The sequence below is a fragment of the Shewanella loihica PV-4 genome, from assembly GCF_000016065.1.
Lineage (GTDB): Bacteria > Pseudomonadota > Gammaproteobacteria > Enterobacterales > Shewanellaceae > Shewanella > Shewanella loihica.
The window spans coordinates 170,051-189,716 of sequence record NC_009092.1 but is presented as its reverse complement, the minus strand read 5'-3'; the positions used below and the strand labels follow the sequence as shown (position 1 = coordinate 189,716).

The 19,666-nt window shown below is 48.1% G+C and carries 27 protein-coding genes; all 27 read right to left on the bottom strand.

The genetic code is table 11. From position 1 onward, the window contains the following. Positions 1-2: 2 nt before the first annotated feature. A complete protein-coding gene (secY, locus tag SHEW_RS00925) occupies positions 3-1,343 on the bottom strand; it encodes a preprotein translocase subunit SecY (protein ID WP_011863986.1) in 1,341 nt (446 codons plus the stop codon). Between the two features lie 7 nt (positions 1,344-1,350). After that, on the bottom strand, positions 1,351-1,785 hold the full coding sequence (gene rplO / locus SHEW_RS00920) for a 50S ribosomal protein L15 (RefSeq protein WP_011863985.1): 435 nt from the start codon (positions 1,783-1,785) through the stop codon (positions 1,351-1,353). Between the two features lie 3 nt (positions 1,786-1,788). Beyond that, a complete protein-coding gene (rpmD, locus tag SHEW_RS20215; protein WP_011863984.1) occupies positions 1,789-1,971 on the bottom strand; it encodes a 50S ribosomal protein L30 in 183 nt (60 codons plus the stop codon). A gap of 5 nt (positions 1,972-1,976) precedes the next feature. Next, positions 1,977-2,480: a 30S ribosomal protein S5 gene (rpsE, locus tag SHEW_RS00915; RefSeq protein WP_011863983.1), complete on the bottom strand. Its 504-nt coding sequence runs from the start codon at positions 2,478-2,480 to the stop codon at positions 1,977-1,979. A 13-nt stretch (positions 2,481-2,493) separates the two neighbouring features. Next, positions 2,494-2,844: a 50S ribosomal protein L18 gene (gene rplR, locus SHEW_RS00910; protein WP_011863982.1), complete on the bottom strand. Its 351-nt coding sequence runs from the start codon at positions 2,842-2,844 to the stop codon at positions 2,494-2,496. Positions 2,845-2,854: 10 nt separating this feature from the next. Then, a complete protein-coding gene (gene rplF, locus SHEW_RS00905) occupies positions 2,855-3,385 on the bottom strand; it encodes a 50S ribosomal protein L6 (RefSeq protein ID WP_011863981.1) in 531 nt (176 codons plus the stop codon). A 10-nt stretch (positions 3,386-3,395) separates the two neighbouring features. Continuing rightward, positions 3,396-3,788 (bottom strand): 30S ribosomal protein S8, encoded by a 393-nt coding sequence (rpsH, locus tag SHEW_RS00900; RefSeq protein WP_011863980.1) that lies wholly within the window; start codon positions 3,786-3,788, stop codon positions 3,396-3,398. A 23-nt stretch (positions 3,789-3,811) separates the two neighbouring features. Next, positions 3,812-4,117 (bottom strand): 30S ribosomal protein S14, encoded by a 306-nt coding sequence (gene rpsN, locus SHEW_RS00895; RefSeq protein ID WP_011863979.1) that lies wholly within the window; start codon positions 4,115-4,117, stop codon positions 3,812-3,814. A gap of 10 nt (positions 4,118-4,127) precedes the next feature. After that, on the bottom strand, positions 4,128-4,667 hold the full coding sequence (gene rplE / locus SHEW_RS00890; protein ID WP_011863978.1) for a 50S ribosomal protein L5: 540 nt from the start codon (positions 4,665-4,667) through the stop codon (positions 4,128-4,130). A gap of 12 nt (positions 4,668-4,679) precedes the next feature. Next, the gene (rplX, locus tag SHEW_RS00885; RefSeq protein ID WP_011863977.1) at positions 4,680-4,994 is read right to left on the bottom strand and encodes a 50S ribosomal protein L24; all 315 of its coding nucleotides are present in this window, start codon (positions 4,992-4,994) and stop codon (positions 4,680-4,682) included. Between the two features lie 11 nt (positions 4,995-5,005). After that, positions 5,006-5,374 carry a 50S ribosomal protein L14 gene (rplN, locus tag SHEW_RS00880; protein ID WP_011863976.1) on the bottom strand — a complete coding sequence of 123 codons (369 nt, stop codon included), beginning with the start codon at positions 5,372-5,374 and terminating at the stop codon, positions 5,006-5,008. Positions 5,375-5,553: 179 nt separating this feature from the next. After that, positions 5,554-5,802 (bottom strand): 30S ribosomal protein S17, encoded by a 249-nt coding sequence (rpsQ, locus tag SHEW_RS00875; protein WP_011863975.1) that lies wholly within the window; start codon positions 5,800-5,802, stop codon positions 5,554-5,556. After that, positions 5,802-5,993 (bottom strand): 50S ribosomal protein L29, encoded by a 192-nt coding sequence (gene rpmC / locus SHEW_RS00870; RefSeq protein WP_011863974.1) that lies wholly within the window; start codon positions 5,991-5,993, stop codon positions 5,802-5,804. The genes rpsQ and rpmC overlap by 1 nt, the downstream gene beginning before the upstream one ends. Further along, on the bottom strand, positions 5,993-6,403 hold the full coding sequence (gene rplP, locus SHEW_RS00865) for a 50S ribosomal protein L16 (RefSeq protein WP_011863973.1): 411 nt from the start codon (positions 6,401-6,403) through the stop codon (positions 5,993-5,995). The genes rpmC and rplP overlap by 1 nt, the downstream gene beginning before the upstream one ends. A gap of 11 nt (positions 6,404-6,414) precedes the next feature. Beyond that, on the bottom strand, positions 6,415-7,104 hold the full coding sequence (rpsC, locus tag SHEW_RS00860) for a 30S ribosomal protein S3 (protein ID WP_011863972.1): 690 nt from the start codon (positions 7,102-7,104) through the stop codon (positions 6,415-6,417). A 9-nt stretch (positions 7,105-7,113) separates the two neighbouring features. Continuing rightward, entirely contained in the window at positions 7,114-7,446 is a 333-nt protein-coding gene (gene rplV / locus SHEW_RS00855; RefSeq protein WP_011863971.1) for a 50S ribosomal protein L22, read from the bottom strand. A 15-nt stretch (positions 7,447-7,461) separates the two neighbouring features. Then, complete coding sequence (rpsS, locus tag SHEW_RS00850; protein ID WP_011863970.1) at positions 7,462-7,740, bottom strand: 30S ribosomal protein S19; 279 nt, start codon at positions 7,738-7,740, stop codon at positions 7,462-7,464. 11 nt (positions 7,741-7,751) lie between these two features. Beyond that, positions 7,752-8,579, bottom strand: a complete 828-nt coding sequence (gene rplB, locus SHEW_RS00845; RefSeq protein WP_011863969.1) for a 50S ribosomal protein L2 — start codon at positions 8,577-8,579, stop codon at positions 7,752-7,754. Positions 8,580-8,595: 16 nt separating this feature from the next. Next, positions 8,596-8,895, bottom strand: a complete 300-nt coding sequence (gene rplW / locus SHEW_RS00840; RefSeq protein WP_011863968.1) for a 50S ribosomal protein L23 — start codon at positions 8,893-8,895, stop codon at positions 8,596-8,598. Beyond that, entirely contained in the window at positions 8,892-9,497 is a 606-nt protein-coding gene (gene rplD / locus SHEW_RS00835; protein WP_011863967.1) for a 50S ribosomal protein L4, read from the bottom strand. The genes rplW and rplD overlap by 4 nt, the downstream gene beginning before the upstream one ends. A 16-nt stretch (positions 9,498-9,513) precedes the next feature. After that, the gene (rplC, locus tag SHEW_RS00830) at positions 9,514-10,152 is read right to left on the bottom strand and encodes a 50S ribosomal protein L3 (RefSeq protein ID WP_011863966.1); all 639 of its coding nucleotides are present in this window, start codon (positions 10,150-10,152) and stop codon (positions 9,514-9,516) included. 27 nt (positions 10,153-10,179) lie between these two features. Further along, entirely contained in the window at positions 10,180-10,491 is a 312-nt protein-coding gene (gene rpsJ, locus SHEW_RS00825) for a 30S ribosomal protein S10 (RefSeq protein WP_011070616.1), read from the bottom strand. 361 nt (positions 10,492-10,852) lie between these two features. Next, a complete protein-coding gene (tuf, locus tag SHEW_RS00820; protein WP_011863965.1) occupies positions 10,853-12,037 on the bottom strand; it encodes an elongation factor Tu in 1,185 nt (394 codons plus the stop codon). A gap of 79 nt (positions 12,038-12,116) precedes the next feature. After that, a complete protein-coding gene (gene fusA / locus SHEW_RS00815; protein WP_011863964.1) occupies positions 12,117-14,213 on the bottom strand; it encodes an elongation factor G in 2,097 nt (698 codons plus the stop codon). Between the two features lie 75 nt (positions 14,214-14,288). After that, entirely contained in the window at positions 14,289-14,759 is a 471-nt protein-coding gene (rpsG, locus tag SHEW_RS00810; RefSeq protein WP_011863963.1) for a 30S ribosomal protein S7, read from the bottom strand. Between the two features lie 80 nt (positions 14,760-14,839). After that, positions 14,840-15,214, bottom strand: a complete 375-nt coding sequence (rpsL, locus tag SHEW_RS00805; protein ID WP_011863962.1) for a 30S ribosomal protein S12 — start codon at positions 15,212-15,214, stop codon at positions 14,840-14,842. Positions 15,215-15,404: 190 nt separating this feature from the next. Beyond that, positions 15,405-19,619, bottom strand: a complete 4,215-nt coding sequence (gene rpoC, locus SHEW_RS00800; protein WP_011863961.1) for a DNA-directed RNA polymerase subunit beta' — start codon at positions 19,617-19,619, stop codon at positions 15,405-15,407. Positions 19,620-19,666 lie beyond the last annotated feature (47 nt).

Below are 19,666 nucleotides of genomic sequence, written 5' to 3'. Positions count from 1 at the left end.
ACTTAGCGACCAAAGCGATCTAAGTTCGCTTTATTCACTAGGTTAGCTTTCTTCATCACAGACTCATACTGATGTGACATCATATGGGTCTGAACCTGAGCCATGAAGTCCATGATCACGACTACCATAATTAGTAGTGAAGTACCGCCAAAATAGAACTGTACTTTCCACGCGATTAACATGAACTCCGGAATTAAACAGATAAAGGTAATATACAATGCACCGGCCAGTGTTAGGCGAGTCATTACTTTATCTATATATCGCGAAGTCTGTTCTCCAGGACGGATCCCGGGAATAAACGCACCACTCTTCTTCAGGTTATCTGCTGTTTCACGTGGGTTAAATACCAACGCAGTGTAGAAGAAACAGAAGAAGATAATCGCTGTTGCATACAACAATGAGTAAAGCGGCTGACCTGGCGATACTGCAAGTGAAAAATCACTTAACCAAGACAAGCCTTCATTCTGACCAAACCACTGAGCCAGTGTGCCTGGGAACAAAATGATGCTTGACGCAAAGATTGGTGGAATCACACCTGCCATGTTGACCTTAAGCGGTAAGTGAGTGCTCTGCGCGGCAAACACCTTACGGCCCTGCTGACGCTTAGCATAGTTAACAACGATACGACGCTGTCCACGCTCAACAAACACAACAAAATAGGTCACAGCAAATACGATCACTGCAATCAACAATAATACTAGTACGTTCAAGTCGCCTTGACGCGCCTGCTCAGCCGTTTGGCCGATAGCAGAAGGTAGACCGGCTACAATACCTGCGAAAATAAGAATCGAGATACCGTTGCCTATGCCTCGTTCGGTAATCTGCTCACCCAGCCACATCAGGAACATGGTTCCCGTGACCAAACTCACTACTGCAACGAAGTAGAAACCAAATCCAAGGTTTACAACTAAACCAGGGACCAAGTTTGGCAGACCCGTTGCGATACCGATCGCTTGGAATGTACCCAAGACCAGTGTGCCATATCGAGTATACTGACTGATCTTCTTACGTCCTGACTCGCCTTCCTTCTTCAGTTCGGCTAGTGCAGGATGTACCACAGTCAATAGCTGCATGATGATCGATGCCGAGATGTACGGCATGATACCAAGAGCAAAGATAGAAGCACGTTCAAGGGCGCCACCAGAGAACATGTTAAACATGCCTAAGATGGTACCCTTCTGCTGATTAAACAGCTCTGCTAATACAGCTGCGTCAATACCAGGAATTGGTACGAACGAACCGGCTCTAAAGACGATAATCGCACCAATCACGAACAGTAGGCGGGCTTTCAATTCTGATAAACCGCCCTTCGCGCTTTTTAAATCAAGTCCTGGTTTTGCCATCGACGTATTATTCCTCGATCTTTCCGCCGGCAGCTTCGATCGCTGCACGTGCACCTTTGGTTACCTTCAGACCTTTAACGGTCACTGGGCGTTCAATGGTACCTGAAAGAACGACTTTAGCAAACTGTATGTTGCGAGTAACAAGATTCGCATCTTTCAGTGCATTCAAGTCGACAACATCACCGTTAACTTTAGCCAGTTCGCTTACACGAATTTCGGCAGTTACCATCGCTTTACGCGAAGTAAAACCAAACTTAGGCAAACGGATCTTAAGTGGCATTTGACCACCTTCGAAACCGACGCGAACACCGCCACCAGAACGTGACTTCTGACCTTTGTGACCGCGACCAGCAGTCTTACCTAGGCCAGAACCGATACCGCGACCTACACGCTTAGCTGCTGATTTTGCACCTGCAGCAGGTGATAGAGTATTCAATTTCATTGATTAATCCTCCACCTTAACCATGTAGTAAACCTTGTTAATCATACCGCGAACAGCAGGAGTATCTTCCAGCTCAACGGTGTGATTAATACGGCGTAGACCTAGACCAGTCAATGTGGCGCGGTGCTTAGGCAGACGGCCAATTGAACTCTTAGTCTGAGTTACTTTTAATGTTTTAGTAGCCATGGTGCTTAACCTCGAATTTCATCAACATTCAGGCCACGCTTAGCTGCGATTTGAGCTGGTGACTTCATGTGCACCAACGCATCTACAGTTGCGCGAACGATGTTGATCGGGTTAGTAGAACCGTATGCTTTTGACAGAACGTTATGAACGCCTGCTACTTCCAATACGGCACGCATCGCACCACCGGCAATAATACCAGTACCTTCAGAAGCTGGTTGCATGTAAACACGCGAACCAGTGTGACGGCCCTTAACAGGGTGGTGCAAAGTACCATTTACAAGTTCAACAGAAACAATGTTACGGCGAGCCTTTTCCATTGCTTTCTGGATAGCAGCAGGTACTTCACGCGCTTTACCATAGCCATAGCCGACTTTACCGTTACCGTCACCCACTACAGTCAGTGCAGTGAAGCTAAAGATACGTCCGCCTTTAACTACTTTAGAAACACGATTTACTGCAACTAACTTCTCTTGCAGATCGTCTTTTTGTGGAGCTTCAAATTTAGCCATTTTTAATCATTCCTTAGAACTGTAGGCCAGCTTCACGAGCAGCGTCTGCCAGGGCAGCTACGCGTCCGTGATACTTAAAGCCGGAACGATCGAATGCAACTACAGTTACGCCTTTCTCGATAGCACGCTCAGCAATAGTCTTACCTACTGCTTTAGCCGCTTCTACGTTACCTGTGTATTTAAGCTGCTCTGATACCGCTTTTTCAGCAGTAGAAGCTGCCGCCACAACTTGCGCGTTGGCATCAATAACCTGTGCGTATGTGTGACGTGGTGTACGATGTACAACCAGACGGTTAACGCCCAGCTCTTGGATCTTCTTACGGGCGCGAGTCGCGCGGCGTAAGCGAGATGTTTTCTTATCCATATCGCGTTACCTACTTCTTCTTAGCCTCTTTACGGCGTACTTGTTCATCAGCATAGCGAACACCCTTGCCTTTGTAAGGCTCTGGTGGACGGTAGCCACGAATTTCTGCTGCAACCTGACCAACAAGCTGCTTATCAGTACTCTTAAGTACGATTTCAGTTTGTGATGGACACTCAGCAGTTACGCCGTCAGGAAGCTGGTGTACTAGAGGGTGTGAGAAACCTAGAGTCAGGTCGATACCGTTACCAGCAATTTTTGCACGGTAACCAACACCAACTAGAGTCAGCTTTCTTTCGAAACCTTCGTTAACACCAACAACCATGTTGTTGATTAGTGCTCGAGCTGTACCAGCTTGTGCAGCGCTAGTTACGCCTTCAGCTGGTGAACACTTGATTTCGTTGTTTTCAACAACAACAGAAACGTCAGCGTTGATTACTCGAGTCAAACTACCTTTAGCACCTTTTACGGTGATAGTTTGTTCGTTTAAAGTCACTTCTACGCCTGCAGGGATAGCGACTGGTGCTTTTGCGACACGAGACATTGCTAGCTCCTTATGCTACGTAGCAGATAACTTCTCCACCCATGCCTTGTTGGCGGGCGGCACGATCAGTCATCAAACCTTTAGAAGTGGACACGATTGCGACACCCAGACCGCCCATCACCTTTGGTAGATCGTTTTTACCTTTGTAAATACGAAGACCAGGACGACTTACGCGCTGGATAGTCTCAACGACTGGTTGGCCTTGGAAATACTTCAAAGTGATTTCCAAAACCGGCTTGGCTTCGCCTGCTACGGTGTAGTCAGTGATGTAACCTTCTTCTTTAAGCGTCTGTGCGATAGCAACTTTCAGCTTAGCAGAAGGCATAGATACTGATACTTTGTTAGCAGCTTGGCCGTTACGAATGCGAGTTAACATATCCGCAATTGGATCTTGCATGCTCATATTAGCTTACTCCGTGACAAGTATTACCAGCTGGCCTTACGCAGACCAGGAACTTCACCACGCATGGTAGCTTCACGCAATTTGATACGGCTTAGGCCGAACTTGCGTAGGAAACCATGTGGGCGACCAGTTTGACTACAACGATTACGCTGACGCGCAGCACTTGAGTCACGTGGTAGACCTTGCAGCTTAAGAACTGCATCCCAACGATCTTCATCAGAAGTAGTTGGATTGCTAATGATAGCCTTAAGAGCTAGACGCTTTTCAGCATACTTAGCCACGAGCTTGGCACGTTTTGCTTCACGTGCTTTCATTGAACTTTTTGCCATTTCGCTACCCTTATTTCTTGAATGGGAAGTTAAAGGCGTCGAGTAAAGCACGGCCTTCTTCGTCATTCTTCGCAGTAGTAGTGATAACAATATCCATACCGCGGATCTTATCGATTTTATCGTAATCGATTTCCGGGAAGATGATTTGCTCACGTACACCCATTGCGTAGTTACCACGTCCGTCGAACGACTTAGCGCTCAGACCACGGAAGTCGCGGATACGCGGGATTGCGATATCAACTAAACGCTCAAGGAATTCCCACATGCGTTCACCACGCAGGGTAACCTTGCAGCCAATCGGGTAGCCATCACGGATTTTAAAACCAGCAACTGATTTACGAGCAACAGTTACAACTGGCTTTTGACCAGCAATAGCAGTCATGTCACGAAGCGCGTGCTCCATAACTTTCTTATCTGCTACAGCTTCGCCAACACCCATGTTAAGGGTGATTTTCTCAATCCGAGGGACTTGCATGACACTGGTATAACCGAACTTCTTAGAAAGCTCAGCGATAACAGTCTCTTTATATTTATCATGCAGTTTCGCCATCGTTTACTCCAATTACTTAACGAGTTCACTGTTCGACTTAAAGAAACGGACTTTTTTGCCGTCTTCAAATCGGAAACCAACGCGATCAGCTTTGCCAGTGGCAGAGTTGAAAATCGCTACATTTGATGCTTGTATTGGCGCTTCTTTCTCAACGATACCACCAGTCACACCCATTTGTGGGTTAGGCTTCTGGTGCTTCTTGATCAGATTGATGCCTTCTACAATTAATTTACCAGTTGGTAAAACTCGAGAAACCTTACCGCGTTTACCCTTGTCTTTACCTGCTAGTACAATTACTTCGTCTTCACGACGGATTTTAGCTGCCATTTTGAAGCTCCTTACAGTACTTCTGGTGCCAGAGAAACAATTTTCATAAATTGTTCTGTACGCAGTTCACGCGTCACTGGTCCAAAGATACGAGTACCAATCGGTGCAAGGTTTGCGTTTAGCAATACCGCTGCATTGCGATCGAAGCGAATGACAGAACCATCTGGACGACGTACGCCTTTCTTAGTACGGACTACCACCGCGTTATACACGTCACCTTTCTTCGCTTTACCGCGAGGAATTGCTTCTTTTACAGAAACCTTGATGACGTCGCCGATACCGGCATAACGACGATGAGAGCCACCCAAGACCTTAATACACTGAACTCTACGAGCGCCACTGTTACAGGCGACTTCTAGAGTCGATTGCATTTGGATCATTTTAAGTGCTCCGCTATCGTTACTTCACTAATCCCATATTTGGGGCATTTTTAAACCATTCTAGACCAAATAACGTCTAAAATGGCGCGCAAGTATAACACCGCAAAATAGGAATAGATAGTATTAAAAATAAAAACGGCCCCAAATCTAGGAGCCGTTTCGCTAATCACCTAATTAAATTAGGCTTTTGTTACTACTTCAACCAGAGTCCAAGACTTAGTCTTAGACAGCGGACGGCATTCGCGAATAGTCACGATATCGCCAGCATTACACTGATTTGTTTCGTCATGTGCATGGATCTTAGTAGTACGCTTGATAAACTTCCCGTATAGAGGATGCTTAACCTTACGCTCAATAGCTACAGTGATAGACTTGTCCATCTTGTTGCTAAGTACACGACCTTGCAAAGTACGGATTTTATCAGTCATTATGCACCCGCCTTAGAAGTAATAATGGTCTTAACGCGCGCAATGTTACGACGCACGATTTTGAGCTGGTGAGTCTGAGTCAACTGACCAGTGGCGTGTTGCATACGCAGATTAAACTGCTCACGCAGCAGACCAAGCAGTTCAGCGTTCAGTTCTTCAACGCTCTTCTGAGTTAGTTCGCTCGCTTTCATTACATCACCGTCTTAGTTACGAAGGTAGTCTTAATAGGAAGCTTGGCAGCAGCAAGAGTGAAAGCTTCACGAGCCAACTCTTCTGATACACCATTCATCTCATAAAGAACCTTACCAGGTTGAATCTGGCAAACCCAGTATTCAACGTTACCCTTACCTTTACCCATACGCACTTCAAGAGGCTTAGAGGTGATTGGCTTGTCAGGGAAAACGCGGATCCAAATTTGACCTTGACGTTTAATGTGACGTGTCATAGCACGACGCGCAGATTCGATTTGACGAGCAGTCAGACGGCCACGTCCAACAGCTTTCAAACCGAACTCACCGAAGCTTACTTCAGTGCCGTTCGCCAGACCGCGGTTACGGCCTTTGAACATTTTACGAAACTTCATTCGTTTTGGTTGCAGCATTGCCAGCTCTCCTATTTACCGCGAGGCTTACGCTTCGGCTGCTGTTTCGGCTCTTCTAGCGCAGGAACAACGCCGTCTAGAACTTCACCTTTGAAGACCCAAACTTTAACGCCGATCACACCGTATTGAGTGTGACTTTCTGCAGTAGAATAATCGATATCAGCACGCAGTGTATGTAGAGGCACACGACCTTCACGATACCACTCTGAACGCGCAATCTCAGCACCGCCTAAACGGCCGCTCACTTCAACTTTGATACCCTTAGCACCTAGACGCATAGCGTTCTGTACCGCACGCTTCATAGCGCGACGGAACATTACACGACGCTCTAGCTGAGAAGCGATGCCTTCGGCAACCAGCTTCGCATCTAGCTCTGGCTTACGGATTTCAGCGATGTTGATTTGAGCTGGAATACCAGTCAACTTAGCAACTTCGTTGCGCAGCTTTTCAACATCTTCGCCTTTCTTACCAATCACAACACCTGGACGGGCAGTGTGAATGGTAACGCGAACACTCTTAGCTGGACGCTCGATAACAATCTTAGAGACTGAGGCTTGCTTAAGTTTCTTTTCTAGAAACTTACGCACTTCCCAGTCGCTGCTTAGATTGTTGGCATAATCTGATTTATCAGCGTACCAAGTCGAGATCCAAGGCTTAGTGATACCCAGACGGATACCATTAGGATGTACTTTCTGTCCCATTGCTAACTCCTAGCGATCTGACACAACCACAGTGATGTGGCTGGTACGCTTGATAATACGATCAGCACGGCCTTTAGCACGTGGCATGATACGCTTCATAGTTGGACCCTCGTCTACAAAGACTTTTCCAACTTTCAGCTCGTCAATGTCAGCACCTTCGTTGTGCTCAGCATTAGCGATAGCAGAGTCTAGTACTTTCTTAACAAGTACAGCTGCTTTCTTAGGGCTGAAAGTCAAAATTTCAAGAGCCTTAGCAACAGGCAGTCCACGAATTTGATCTGCAACCAAACGACACTTTTGAGGCGACGTACGGGCAAAACGATGTTTAGCTAAAACTTCCATCTCGAGTCTCCCGTATTAACGCTTCTTCGCTTTCTTATCAGCAGCATGGCCGCGATAAGTGCGAGTTGGTGAAAATTCACCAAGCTTGTGGCCGATCATCTCGTCAGTTACGAACACAGGTACGTGCTGACGACCATTATGGACAGCGATGGTCATTCCAATCATGTTAGGAATGATCATTGAGCGGCGAGACCAAGTCTTGATAGGCTTCTTGTCACCCGCTTCCATCGCTTTCTCTACCTTCTTCAGCAAGTGTAGGTCAATGAATGGACCTTTCTTGAGAGAACGTGGCATGGCGAATCCTCTTACTTTTTGTTACGACGACGTACGATGTACTTGTCGGTGCGTTTGTTACTACGGGTCTTATAACCCTTAGTTGGGACACCCCATGGAGTCACTGGGTGACGGCCACCAGATGTACGGCCTTCACCACCACCATGTGGATGGTCTACTGGGTTCATTGCAACACCACGAACTGTTGGGCGTACGCCTCTCCAGCGCTTAGCACCTGCTTTACCCAACTGGCGTAGCATATGCTCGGCATTACCAACTTCACCTAATGTCGCGCGGCAATCTACTGGCACTTTACGCATTTCGCCAGAGCGAAGACGTAGAGTGGCGTATGCGCCGTCACGAGCTACAACTTGTACATAGGTACCTGCTGAACGAGCGATCTGAGCACCTTTACCAGGCTTCATTTCAACTGCGTGAACAACGCTACCTACTGGGATGTTGCGTAGTGGCAAAGCGTTACCCGCTTTGATTTCAGCATCGATACCAGACTGGATTTGATCACCAGCTTGCATGCCTTTAGCAGCAAGGATATAACGACGCTCACCATCAGCATACAAAACAAGTGCGATGTTAGCGGTACGGTTTGGATCATATTCCAAACGCTCTACTTTAGCAGGGATACCGTCTTTGTTGCGCTTGAAGTCAACAATACGGTAGTGCTGCTTGTGTCCACCACCTACGTGACGAACAGTAATACGACCGGTGTTGTTACGGCCACCGCTCTTAGCTTTTTTCGCCAACAGGCCAGCAAAGGGTTTACCCTTATGCAGATCGCTGTTCACCACTTTAACAACGTGGCGACGACCAGCAGAGGTTGGCTTACACTTAATAACTGCCATGATAATTCTCCTTTGCTTACTCAGCGCCGACGAAATCGATGTCAGCACCAGCAGCTAAAGTCACATAGGCTTTTTTCCAATCGCTACGACGGCCAGTACGGGCACCGTGACGCTTAGTCTTACCTTTGTTAACCAAAGTGCGAACTGAATCTACTTCAACTTCGAACAACTTAGCTACTGCAGCTTTAACTTCAGCTTTAGTCGCATCGATAGCTACACGGAAAACGACCGTGTTGTTATTTTCAGCGCAAACAGTACTCTTTTCAGAGATGTGTGGCGCTAGAATAACTTTTAGCAAACGTTCTTCGCTTATCATCCCAGCATCTCCTCGATTTGCTTAACAGCATCGGCAGTAACCAGTACTTTTTCGAACGCGATTAGGCTTACTGGATCGATACCAGCAACGTCGCGAACGTCAACTTTGTACAGGTTGCGTGCAGCTAAGAACAAGTTCTCGTCAATCTCTGGAGTAACAATTAATACGTCTTCCAGCTTCATGTCTTTCAGCTTAGCCTTCAACTCTTTAGTCTTAGGAGCTTCAACACCGAATGACTCAACAACAACAAGACGATCTTGACGTACTAATTCAGACAGAATGCTCTTAAGCGCTCCGCGGTACATCTTCTTGTTTACTTTTTGGCTGTGATCTTGGGTTTTAGCAGCGAATGAAACGCCACCGCCACGCCAGATTGGGCCTTTAACAGTACCAGCACGAGCACGGCCAGTACCTTTTTGGCGCCATGGCTTTTTGCCAGAGCCAGTTACTTCTGCGCGAGTCTTTTGAGCACGAGTACCCTGACGCGCGTTTGCAGCGTATGCTACAACTACCTGATGAACCAGTGCTTCATTAAAGTCACGGCCGAAGGTAGTTTCGGAAACTTCAAGAGCACTCTGTGCGTCTTTCAATACCAATTCCATTACTATCTCCTCAGACCTAAGCTTTAACGGCAGGCTTGATGATCAGGTCGCCATTAGTAGCGCCTGGAACTGCACCCTTAACCAATAGCAGGTTACGCTCAGCGTCTACACGTACAACGTCTAGATTCTGGGTAGTAACACGCTCTGCACCCATGTGGCCAGACATTTTCTTACCTTTGAAAACGCGACCAGGTGTTTGGTTTTGACCGATAGAACCGTTAGCTCTATGTGCCAATGAGTTACCGTGTGTTGCATCTTGAGTACGGAAGTTCCAACGCTTGATACCGCCTTGGAAACCTTTACCCTTTGATTGACCAGTAACATCAACTTTCGCTACGTCAGCGAAGATATCAACATTAAGCTCAGCACCTACTTCGATGCCTTCGCCTTCACCGTCAGCCAGACGCATTTCCCACAAACCACGACCAGCTTCAACGCCAGCCTTAGCAAAGTGACCTGCTTCTGGTTTAGTGATGCGATTAGCTTTTTTGGTACCAGTAGTAATTTGAAGTGCACGGTAACCGTCAGTTTCTAAAGTTTTCACTTGAGCAACGCGGTTAGCTGCAATTTCAATTACTGTTACAGGTATTGACGCACCATCTTCAGTGAAGATGCGAGTCATACCTACTTTACGACCGATAAGACCGATAGCCATCTCTCAAACCTCTTCTAAGGATCTCAATTAACCTAAGCTAATTTGAACGTCAACACCTGCCGCCAGATCTAGACGCATAAGTGCATCTACAGTCTTTTCAGTCGGCTCTACGATGTCAACAAGACGCTTATGAGTACGAAGTTCGTACTGATCACGCGCATCTTTATTAACGTGTGGAGAGATCAAAACGGTATAACGCTCTTTACGCGTTGGTAGTGGGATTGGACCACGTACCTGGGCGCCTGTGCGCTTAGCAGTTTCAACGATTTCCGCGGTAGATTGATCGATCAGACGATGATCAAATCCTTTGAGGCGGATACGGATTCTTTGGTTCTGCATTGACCAGAGCTCCTAAAATGGACACATAAAAAATCACCCTCTAGCTTCTTCCTTACTGGAAAAGCAGAGCGAGATGATTTAACCGTTCGACTCCAAATCGGAGTCGCTGTATTATTTTACGTCGGTTTCGAGAACCGACAAACTTCGCCTAATGGTTAAGGCGAGGGGCTATTATACTGATCTAAAGTTTAAGATCAAGCCCGTTGAACGAATTAACAGCAGTTATGCGTTAACTCTCAAAGTGGCGAGTATTATACTTATCCAGATCAGAAAAGCTAGCCCCCCTCTGCCAACAAATCGCCGGCAATAAAAAAGGCAGCCTAAGCTGCCTTTTTCAGTGTGTTTGTAAAATCAAATGCTATTAAGCGATGATCTTAGCTACAACACCAGCACCAACTGTACGGCCACCTTCACGGATAGCGAAACGTAGACCTTCGTCCATCGCGATTGGGCAGATCAGGGTAACAACCATCTTGATGTTGTCACCAGGCATTACCATTTCAACGCCTTCTGGCAGCTCGATAGTACCGGTTACGTCAGTTGTACGGAAGTAGAACTGTGGACGGTAGCCCTTGAAGAATGGAGTGTGACGACCACCTTCTTCTTTTGACAGTACGTATACTTCTGATTCGAACTGAGTGTGTGGAGTGATTGAACCAGGCTGAGCCAGTACTTGACCACGCTCAACTTCATCACGCTTAGTACCACGTAGTAGTACACCACAGTTCTCACCTGCACGACCTTCGTCAAGCAGCTTACGGAACATTTCAACACCAGTACAAGTAGTCTTAGTAGTTTCTTTGATACCTACGATTTCTACTTCGTCACCAACTTTAACGATACCGCGCTCAACACGACCAGTTACTACAGTACCACGGCCTGAGATTGAGAATACGTCTTCGATTGGCAGAATGAATGCACCGTCGATAGCACGCTCTGGCTCTGGAATGTAAGAATCTAGAGCTTCAGCTAGTTCTAGGATCTTAGCTTCCCACTCTGGCTCGCCTTCTAGGGCTTTCAGAGCTGAACCTTGGATAACTGGTAGGTCATCACCTGGGAAGTCGTATTCAGATAGCAGTTCACGAACTTCCATCTCTACTAGTTCTAGCAGCTCTTCATCGTCAACCATGTCACACTTGTTCATGAATACGATGATGAAAGGTACACCTACCTGACGAGAAAGCAGGATGTGCTCACGAGTCTGTGGCATTGGACCGTCAGTAGAAGCTACTACTAGGATAGCGCCGTCCATCTGTGCAGCACCAGTGATCATGTTTTTAACATAGTCAGCGTGGCCTGGGCAGTCTACGTGTGCGTAGTGACGAGTTGGAGTGTCGTACTCGATGTGAGAGGTATTGATGGTAATACCGCGCTCACGCTCTTCTGGAGCGTTATCGATCTGTGCGAAATCTTTAGCTTCACCACCGTAAGTCTTAGTCAGTACGTGAGAGATAGCAGCAGTTAGAGTTGTTTTACCATGGTCAACGTGACCGATGGTACCAACGTTAACATGGGGTTTACTACGTTCAAATTTTTCTTTAGCCACGATATATTCCTTTCTTTTCAGAAATACTCAGCCTTGCTGAGTAATAGCATTCAATTATGAGTTATAGACTAGTTTGCGGTTATCCGCGCGCTTCTATAACTGATTTTGCAACATTCTGCGGCGCATCCGAGTACTTCAGGAACTCCATAGAGTATGAGGCACGTCCTTGGGTAGCGCTACGCAAGTCTGTCGCGTAACCAAACATTTCAGATAGAGGTACTACAGCTCGAACGATTTTGACGCCGCCAATGCCGTCGTCCATACCTTCGATCATGCCGCGACGTCGGTTTAAGTCGCCTACTACATCCCCCATGTAATCTTCAGGAGTGGTTACTTCAACCTTCATACAAGGTTCGAGTAACACAGGGTCTGCTTCGAGAGCACCCTTCTTGAAGCCCATGGAGGCGGCCACTTTAAACGCCATCTCGTTCGAGTCGACATCATGGTATGAGCCGTCGAACAGCGTTACTTTGACGTCCAGAACAGGGAAACCGGCGAGTACGCCATTCTTCATCTGTTCCTGGATACCTTTATCTACTGCAGGGATGTATTCTCTTGGAACAACACCACCAACAATCTCGTTGACAAATTCATAGCCGAAACCTTCTTCTTGAGGTTCAAGCTTCAACCAAACGTGACCAAATTGACCTCGGCCACCAGATTGACGAACGAACTTGCCTTCGACTTCTACACTCGAGCGAATAGTCTCACGATACGCTACTTGTGGCTTACCTACGTTACATTCGACACTGAATTCGCGACGCATACGGTCTACGATGATGTCTAAGTGCAACTCGCCCATACCAGAGATCAGGGTTTGCCCCGATTCTTCGTTGGTCTCAACGCGGAAAGAGGGATCTTCTGCAGCAAGTTTCTGCAGCGCAATGCCCATCTTATCTTGGTCGGCTTGAGATCTAGGCTCCACGGCAATCGTGATTACGGGCTCAGGGAACTCCATACGTTCGAGAATAACTTTATGGTCAGCATCGCATAGGGTGTCACCAGTGGTAACATCCTTCAGACCAATAGCCGCCGCGATGTCGCCAGCACGGACTTCTTTGATCTCTTTACGGTCGTTTGCATGCATCTGCACCATACGACCAATACGCTCACGCTTTTGTTTGACCGAGTTATATACGCCAGAACCTGCTTCCAATACGCCTGAATAAACACGCACAAAGGTCAGTGTTCCTACGAATGGGTCTGTCGCGATCTTAAATGCTAACGCAGAGAATGGCGCGTTGTCGTCCGCCGGACGTTCGACTTCATTCTCATTGTCGTCAATACCCTTAATGGCGGGTACTTCGACTGGCGATGGCAGATAATCGATAACTGCATCGAGTACCGCCTGCACACCCTTGTTCTTAAATGCAGAACCACAGGTAGCCAGCACGATCTCGTTAGCCAGAGTTCGCTGACGTAATGCAGCCTTGATCTCTTCTTCCGATAGCTCACCTTCTTCAAGGTACTTGTCCATCAGCTCTTCAGAGGCTTCGGCCGCACTCTCAACTAGGTATTCACGCATCTCAGCGGCCTTGTCGGCCAACTCTGCGGGAATTTCTTCATAATTGAAGGTCATACCTTGATCTGATTCGTTCCAGTTAATGGCCTTCATCTTGATCAGGTCAATGACACCCTTAAACTCTTCTTCTGCACCTATGTTCAATTGAATAGGTACACAAGTCGCTCCCAGACGGTTACGTATCTGTCCAACGACGCGTTCAAAGTCAGCACCAGCGCGGTCCATCTTATTGACAAACACTAAGCGCGGGACGTGGTACTTGTCCGCTTGTCGCCATACAGTTTCGGACTGAGGTTCAACACCAGATGAACCACAGAACACAACTACTGCGCCATCGAGTACACGTAGCGAACGCTCAACTTCAATAGTGAAGTCAACGTGGCCAGGGGTGTCGATGATGTTGATACGATGCTCGGTAAATTGAGCATCCATACCGCGCCAGAACGTGGTCGTTGCCGCCGAGGTGATAGTAATACCACGCTCCTGCTCCTGTTCCATCCAGTCCATGGTGGCTGCGCCATCATGCACCTCACCGATCTTGTGAGACATACCGGTATAGAAGAGAACACGTTCTGTAGTTGTGGTTTTTCCTGCGTCAACGTGAGCACAGATACCGATATTACGGTAGCGCTCAATTGGAGTTGTACGAGCCACGATTAAACCCTCTTTACTAAGGTAGGCACCTTAGTGATGTAAAACATGGTGCAGGCAATCGCCTGCACCAAAAGATTACCAGCGGTAATGAGCAAACGCTTTGTTTGCTTCTGCCATACGATGCACGTCTTCGCGCTTCTTAACAGCAGTGCCTTTGTTTTCGGCAGCATCTAGCATTTCACCTGCTAGACGTAGAGCCATAGATTTTTCACCACGCTTACGTGCAGCTTCAACTAACCAGCGCATCGCTAGTGCGTTACGACGCACTGGACGAACTTCACATGGTACCTGGTAAGTAGAACCACCAACACGACGAGACTTAACCTCGACAGTTGGGCGTACGTTATCCAGGGCTGCTTCAAGGATCACTAGGTGCTCTTCGCCTTTCTTCTCAGCGACAACGTCTAGTGCCTTGTAAATGATTTTTTCAGCAGTCGACTTTTTGCCGTCCTGCATAATGACGTTGATGAACTTAGCCAGCAACTCACTATTAAATTTTGGATCTGGTAGGATTTTACGTTGTCCTACAACGCGACGTCTTGGCATAACAATTTCTCCGTATGCTTCAGGGACCCCAAAACTGGAATCACATTTATCTCTAGCTTGGCCTTACTTAACGGAAAACGTTAAGACTTAGGACGCTTAGCTCCGTACTTAGAACGTCCTTGACGACGCTCACTAACACCAGCACAGTCTAATGCGCCACGAACAGTGTGATAACGAACACCTGGTAAGTCTTTAACACGACCACCACGGATTAGAATCACGCTGTGTTCCTGCAGGTTGTGGCCTTCACCGCCGATGTACGAAGTAACTTCGAAACCGTTAGTTAGACGCACACGAGCTACTTTACGTAGTGCAGAGTTAGGTTTTTTAGGTGTGGTTGTGTATACGCGAGTACAAACACCACGCTTTTGTGGACACGCATTCAACGCAGGCACGTTAGTCTTGATGACTTTTGGCGAGCGAGGCTTACGTACCAACTGGTTTACAGTTGCCATGTATAGCTCCGAATCAGTTGATTAAACTCAACAGTAAGGTGTGAAAAATCTATATCCCACAGGTGTGGGACGCGAAATTTTAGAAAGGTAAGGGGTCGCTGTCAAGAAATAGCCAACTTTTTACCCAATTTAAGTAAAAAAAAGGCACCCGAGGTGCCTTTTTTACAATCTATTTACCAACTAGCACTGATTATTCAGGGCTGCCCGCCAGGTTCAATAGATCGGCAAGGTTTTGCTCTGCTTCACTGGCACTGATTGCCGGCACTTCTTCTGCCGGGCCATTCTGTGCAGCCTGGTTACGGCTGGTGTGGTACGCATAACCTGTACCGGCCGGGATCAGACGACCCACGATCACGTTCTCTTTCAGGCCACGTAGCTTATCGCTCTTACCGCCTACGGCAGCTTCGGTCAATACGCGTGTGGTTTCCTGGAACGATGCCGCCGAGATAAATGACTCGGTCGCCAACGAGGCCTTGGTGATACCCAGTAGTTCACGCTCGAACTTAGCAGGCTCTTTGCCTTGCGCTTCAAGTTCGCGGTTAGCGATCTTGACGCGAGACACTTCAACCTGTTCGCCCGGTAGGAACTCACTGTCACCGGCTTCGGTGATCTCACACTTACGCAGCATCTGACGGATAATCACTTCGATGTGCTTATCGTTAATCTTCACGCCTTGCAGACGGTAAACGTCTTGCACTTCGTTAACGATGTAGTTAGCCACCTTGTGAATACCACGCAGACGCAGGATGTCGTGTGCAGCTTCTGGACCGTCGGCGATAACTTCGCCGCGCTCAACCTTCTCACCTTCGAACACGTTCAGGTTACGCCACTTAGGAATCATCTCCTCGTATGGCTTACCACCATCGGCAGGTGTGATCACCAGACGACGCTTACCTTTGGTCTCTTTACCGAACGAGATAGTACCTGAGTACTCAGCCAGGATAGCAGGCTCTTTCGGCTTACGCGCTTCGAACAAGTCAGCAACGCGTGGCAGACCACCGGTAATATCGCGAGTCTTAGATGATTCTTGCGGAATACGTGCAAGCGCATCACCAACGGCGATTTGTGCGTTATCGTCTTGGTTAACGATCGCCTTACCAGGCAAGAAGTATTGCGCTGGTACTTCGGTACCAGGGATCATCAGATCGTTGCCATCGGCACCAACCAGACGAATCGCCGGACGCATCTCTTTACCCGCAGTAGGACGTTGACCCACATCCATAACCACGATTGAAGATAGACCCGTTAGCTCGTCGGTCTGACGTGTCATAGTGACACCTTCGATCATGTCGACGAACTTGATGCTACCCGCTACCTCAGAAACGATTGGGTGAGTGTGCGGATCCCTGTTAGCGATGACTTCACCGGCATTAACCGTTGCGTCTTCCAGCTTCTCTAGGACAGTACCGTAAGGCACCTTGTAACGCTCTTTCTCACGACCCAGCTCATCGATAATCGCGATTTCAGATGAACGCGATACGATAACCAGCTTACCGTCACTGTTGGTAACATGCTTAGCGTTGTGCAGCTTAACGGTACCAGCGTTCTTCACCTGTACGTTGTTTTCTGCAGACGCTCTCGATGCCGCACCACCGATGTGGAAGGTACGCATCGTCAGCTGTGTACCTGGCTCACCAATTGACTGAGCAGCTACCACACCAATCGCTTCACCTTGGTTAATCAGGTGACCACGTGCAAGGTCACGGCCGTAACACGCCGCACACACACCGAAATCTGTGTCACAGCTAATTACAGAACGAACCTTAACTTCGTCGATAGAGTGTTCTTCCAGCTTGTCACACCATGCTTCATCAAGCAGAGTGTTACGCGGCGCAAGTACATCTTCGGTACCTGGGTAGTAAACATCTTCAGCTACCACACGACCCAGTACACGCTCACGTAGCGGCTCAACAACATCACCACCTTCGATCAGCGGCTTCATTGTCAGACCTTCGTGTGTACCACAATCGTCTTCGATAACCACTAAGTCTTGTGCAACGTCAACCAGACGACGAGTCAGGTAACCCGAGTTCGCTGTCTTAAGTGCGGTATCCGCTAGACCCTTACGCGCACCGTGAGTAGAGATAAAGTACTGGAGTACGTTTAGACCTTCACGGAAGTTCGCCGTAATTGGGGTTTCGATGATCGAGCCATCTGGCTTCGCCATCAGACCACGCATACCCGCTAGCTGACGAATCTGTGCAGCACTACCACGAGCGCCCGAGTCGGCCATCATGTAGATGCTGTTGAACGAAGCTTGAGTTTCTTCTTCGCCATCACGGTTAATCACTGTCTCGGTAGACAGGTTATCCATCATCGCCTTAGAAACTTTTTCGTTCGCACTTGCCCAGATATCGATAACCTTGTTGTAACGCTCACCGGCGGTAACAAGACCCGACTGGAACTGCTCTTGAATCTCAAGTACTTCAGCTTCGGCATCGGCAACCAGAGAATATTTCTCATCTGGAATCACCATGTCGTTGATACCCACAGACGCACCAGAAACGGTCGCGAAGTGGAAACCGGTATACATCAGTTGGTCAGCAAAGATAACGGTATCTTTCAGACCTAGCTGACGATAACAGGTGTTCAATAGCTTAGAGATCTGCTTCTTACCCATGTTCTGGTTAACCAGATCATAAGAAAGGCCTTTTGGCAGAACCTGAGACAACAGGGCACGGCCCACAGTAGTATCTACGATACGACGTGACTCGGTGCGCTCGCCGTCTTCAGCGATAGTAGTCTCGGTAATACGTACCTTAACGCGAGCATGCAGCTCGGCAACGCCAGTACGGTATGCCTTTTCTACTTCGGCAACAGATTCGAATGCCATGCCTTCACCGCGGCCGTTGATACGCTCACGGCTGGTGTAGTACAGACCCAATACAACGTCCTGTGACGGTGTGATCACCGGCTCACCGTTCGCAGGTGACAGGATGTTGTTGGTAGACATCATGAGTGAACGCGCTTCCAACTGAGCTTCTAGCGTCAGTGGCACGTGAACCGCCATCTGGTCACCATCGAAGTCAGCGTTGTATGCCGCACACACCAATGGGTGCAGTTGGATCGCTTTACCTTCAATCAGTACCGGCTCAAACGCCTGGATACCAAGACGGTGAAGTGTTGGTGCACGGTTAAGCATCACAGGATGCTCACGGATCACGTCATCGAGTACGTCCCAAACCTCTGGTACTTCGCGCTCAACCATCTTCTTAGCAGCTTTGATGGTAGTAGCCAGGCCACGACCTTCCAGCTTGCCGTAGATGAATGGCTTGAACAGCTCAAGTGCCATCTTCTTAGGCAGACCACACTGATGCAGACGCAGAGTAGGACCTACGGTAATTACCGAACGGCCTGAGTAGTCAACACGCTTACCCAGTAGGTTCTGACGGAAACGACCCTGCTTACCCTTGATCATATCGGCCAAAGATTTCAGAGGACGCTTGTTAGAACCCGTGATCGCACGACCGCGACGACCGTTATCCAATAGCGCATCAACAGACTCTTGCAGCATACGCTTTTCGTTGCGCACGATGATGTCCGGTGCAGCTAGGTCTAACAGACGCTTCAGACGGTTGTTACGGTTAATCACGCGGCGATACAGATCGTTCAGATCTGAAGTCGCGAAACGACCGCCATCCAGTGGAACCAATGGACGCAGATCAGGTGGCAGAACCGGTAGCACCTTGAGGATCATCCACTCTGGCTTGTTGCCAGACTGGTAGAAGGCCTCAATCAGTTTCAGACGCTTAGTGATCTTCTTACGACGAGTCTCAGAGTTGATAGATGGCAGCTCTTCGCGCATCTCTTCAATCTCTTTCTCAAGATCGATAGCACGCAGCAGCTCAAGTACTGCCTCGGCACCCATCTTGGCTTCAAACTCATCACCGTACTCTTCGAGTGCGTCGAGGTAGTTTTCCTCAGTCAGCATCTGACCGCGCTCGAGGCTGGTCATGCCAGGCTCGATCACGACGAAAGATTCGAAGTAAAGCACACGTTCGATATCACGCAGAGTCATATCCAGCATCAAACCGATACGAGACGGCAGAGACTTCAAGAACCAAATGTGCGCTACTGGGCTGGCTAGATCGATGTGACCCATACGCTCACGACGTACTTTAGTCTGGGTAACTTCTACGCCACACTTCTCACAAATCACACCACGGTGCTTAAGGCGCTTATACTTACCGCATAAACACTCGTAGTCTTTAACTGGACCAAAAATACGCGCACAGAACAAACCTTCACGCTCAGGCTTGAAAGTACGGTAGTTGATGGTTTCTGGCTTCTTAACTTCACCAAATGACCAAGAGCGGATCAGATCAGGCGACGCTAGGCCGATCTTGATGCCTTCAAATTCTTCAGTCTTGCTTTGCTGTTTCAGAAACTTTAATAAGTCTTTCACGTTTCTCTCCTGAAGGAGTTAAACCAGGTGCCCTGCTCTCGCAGAGC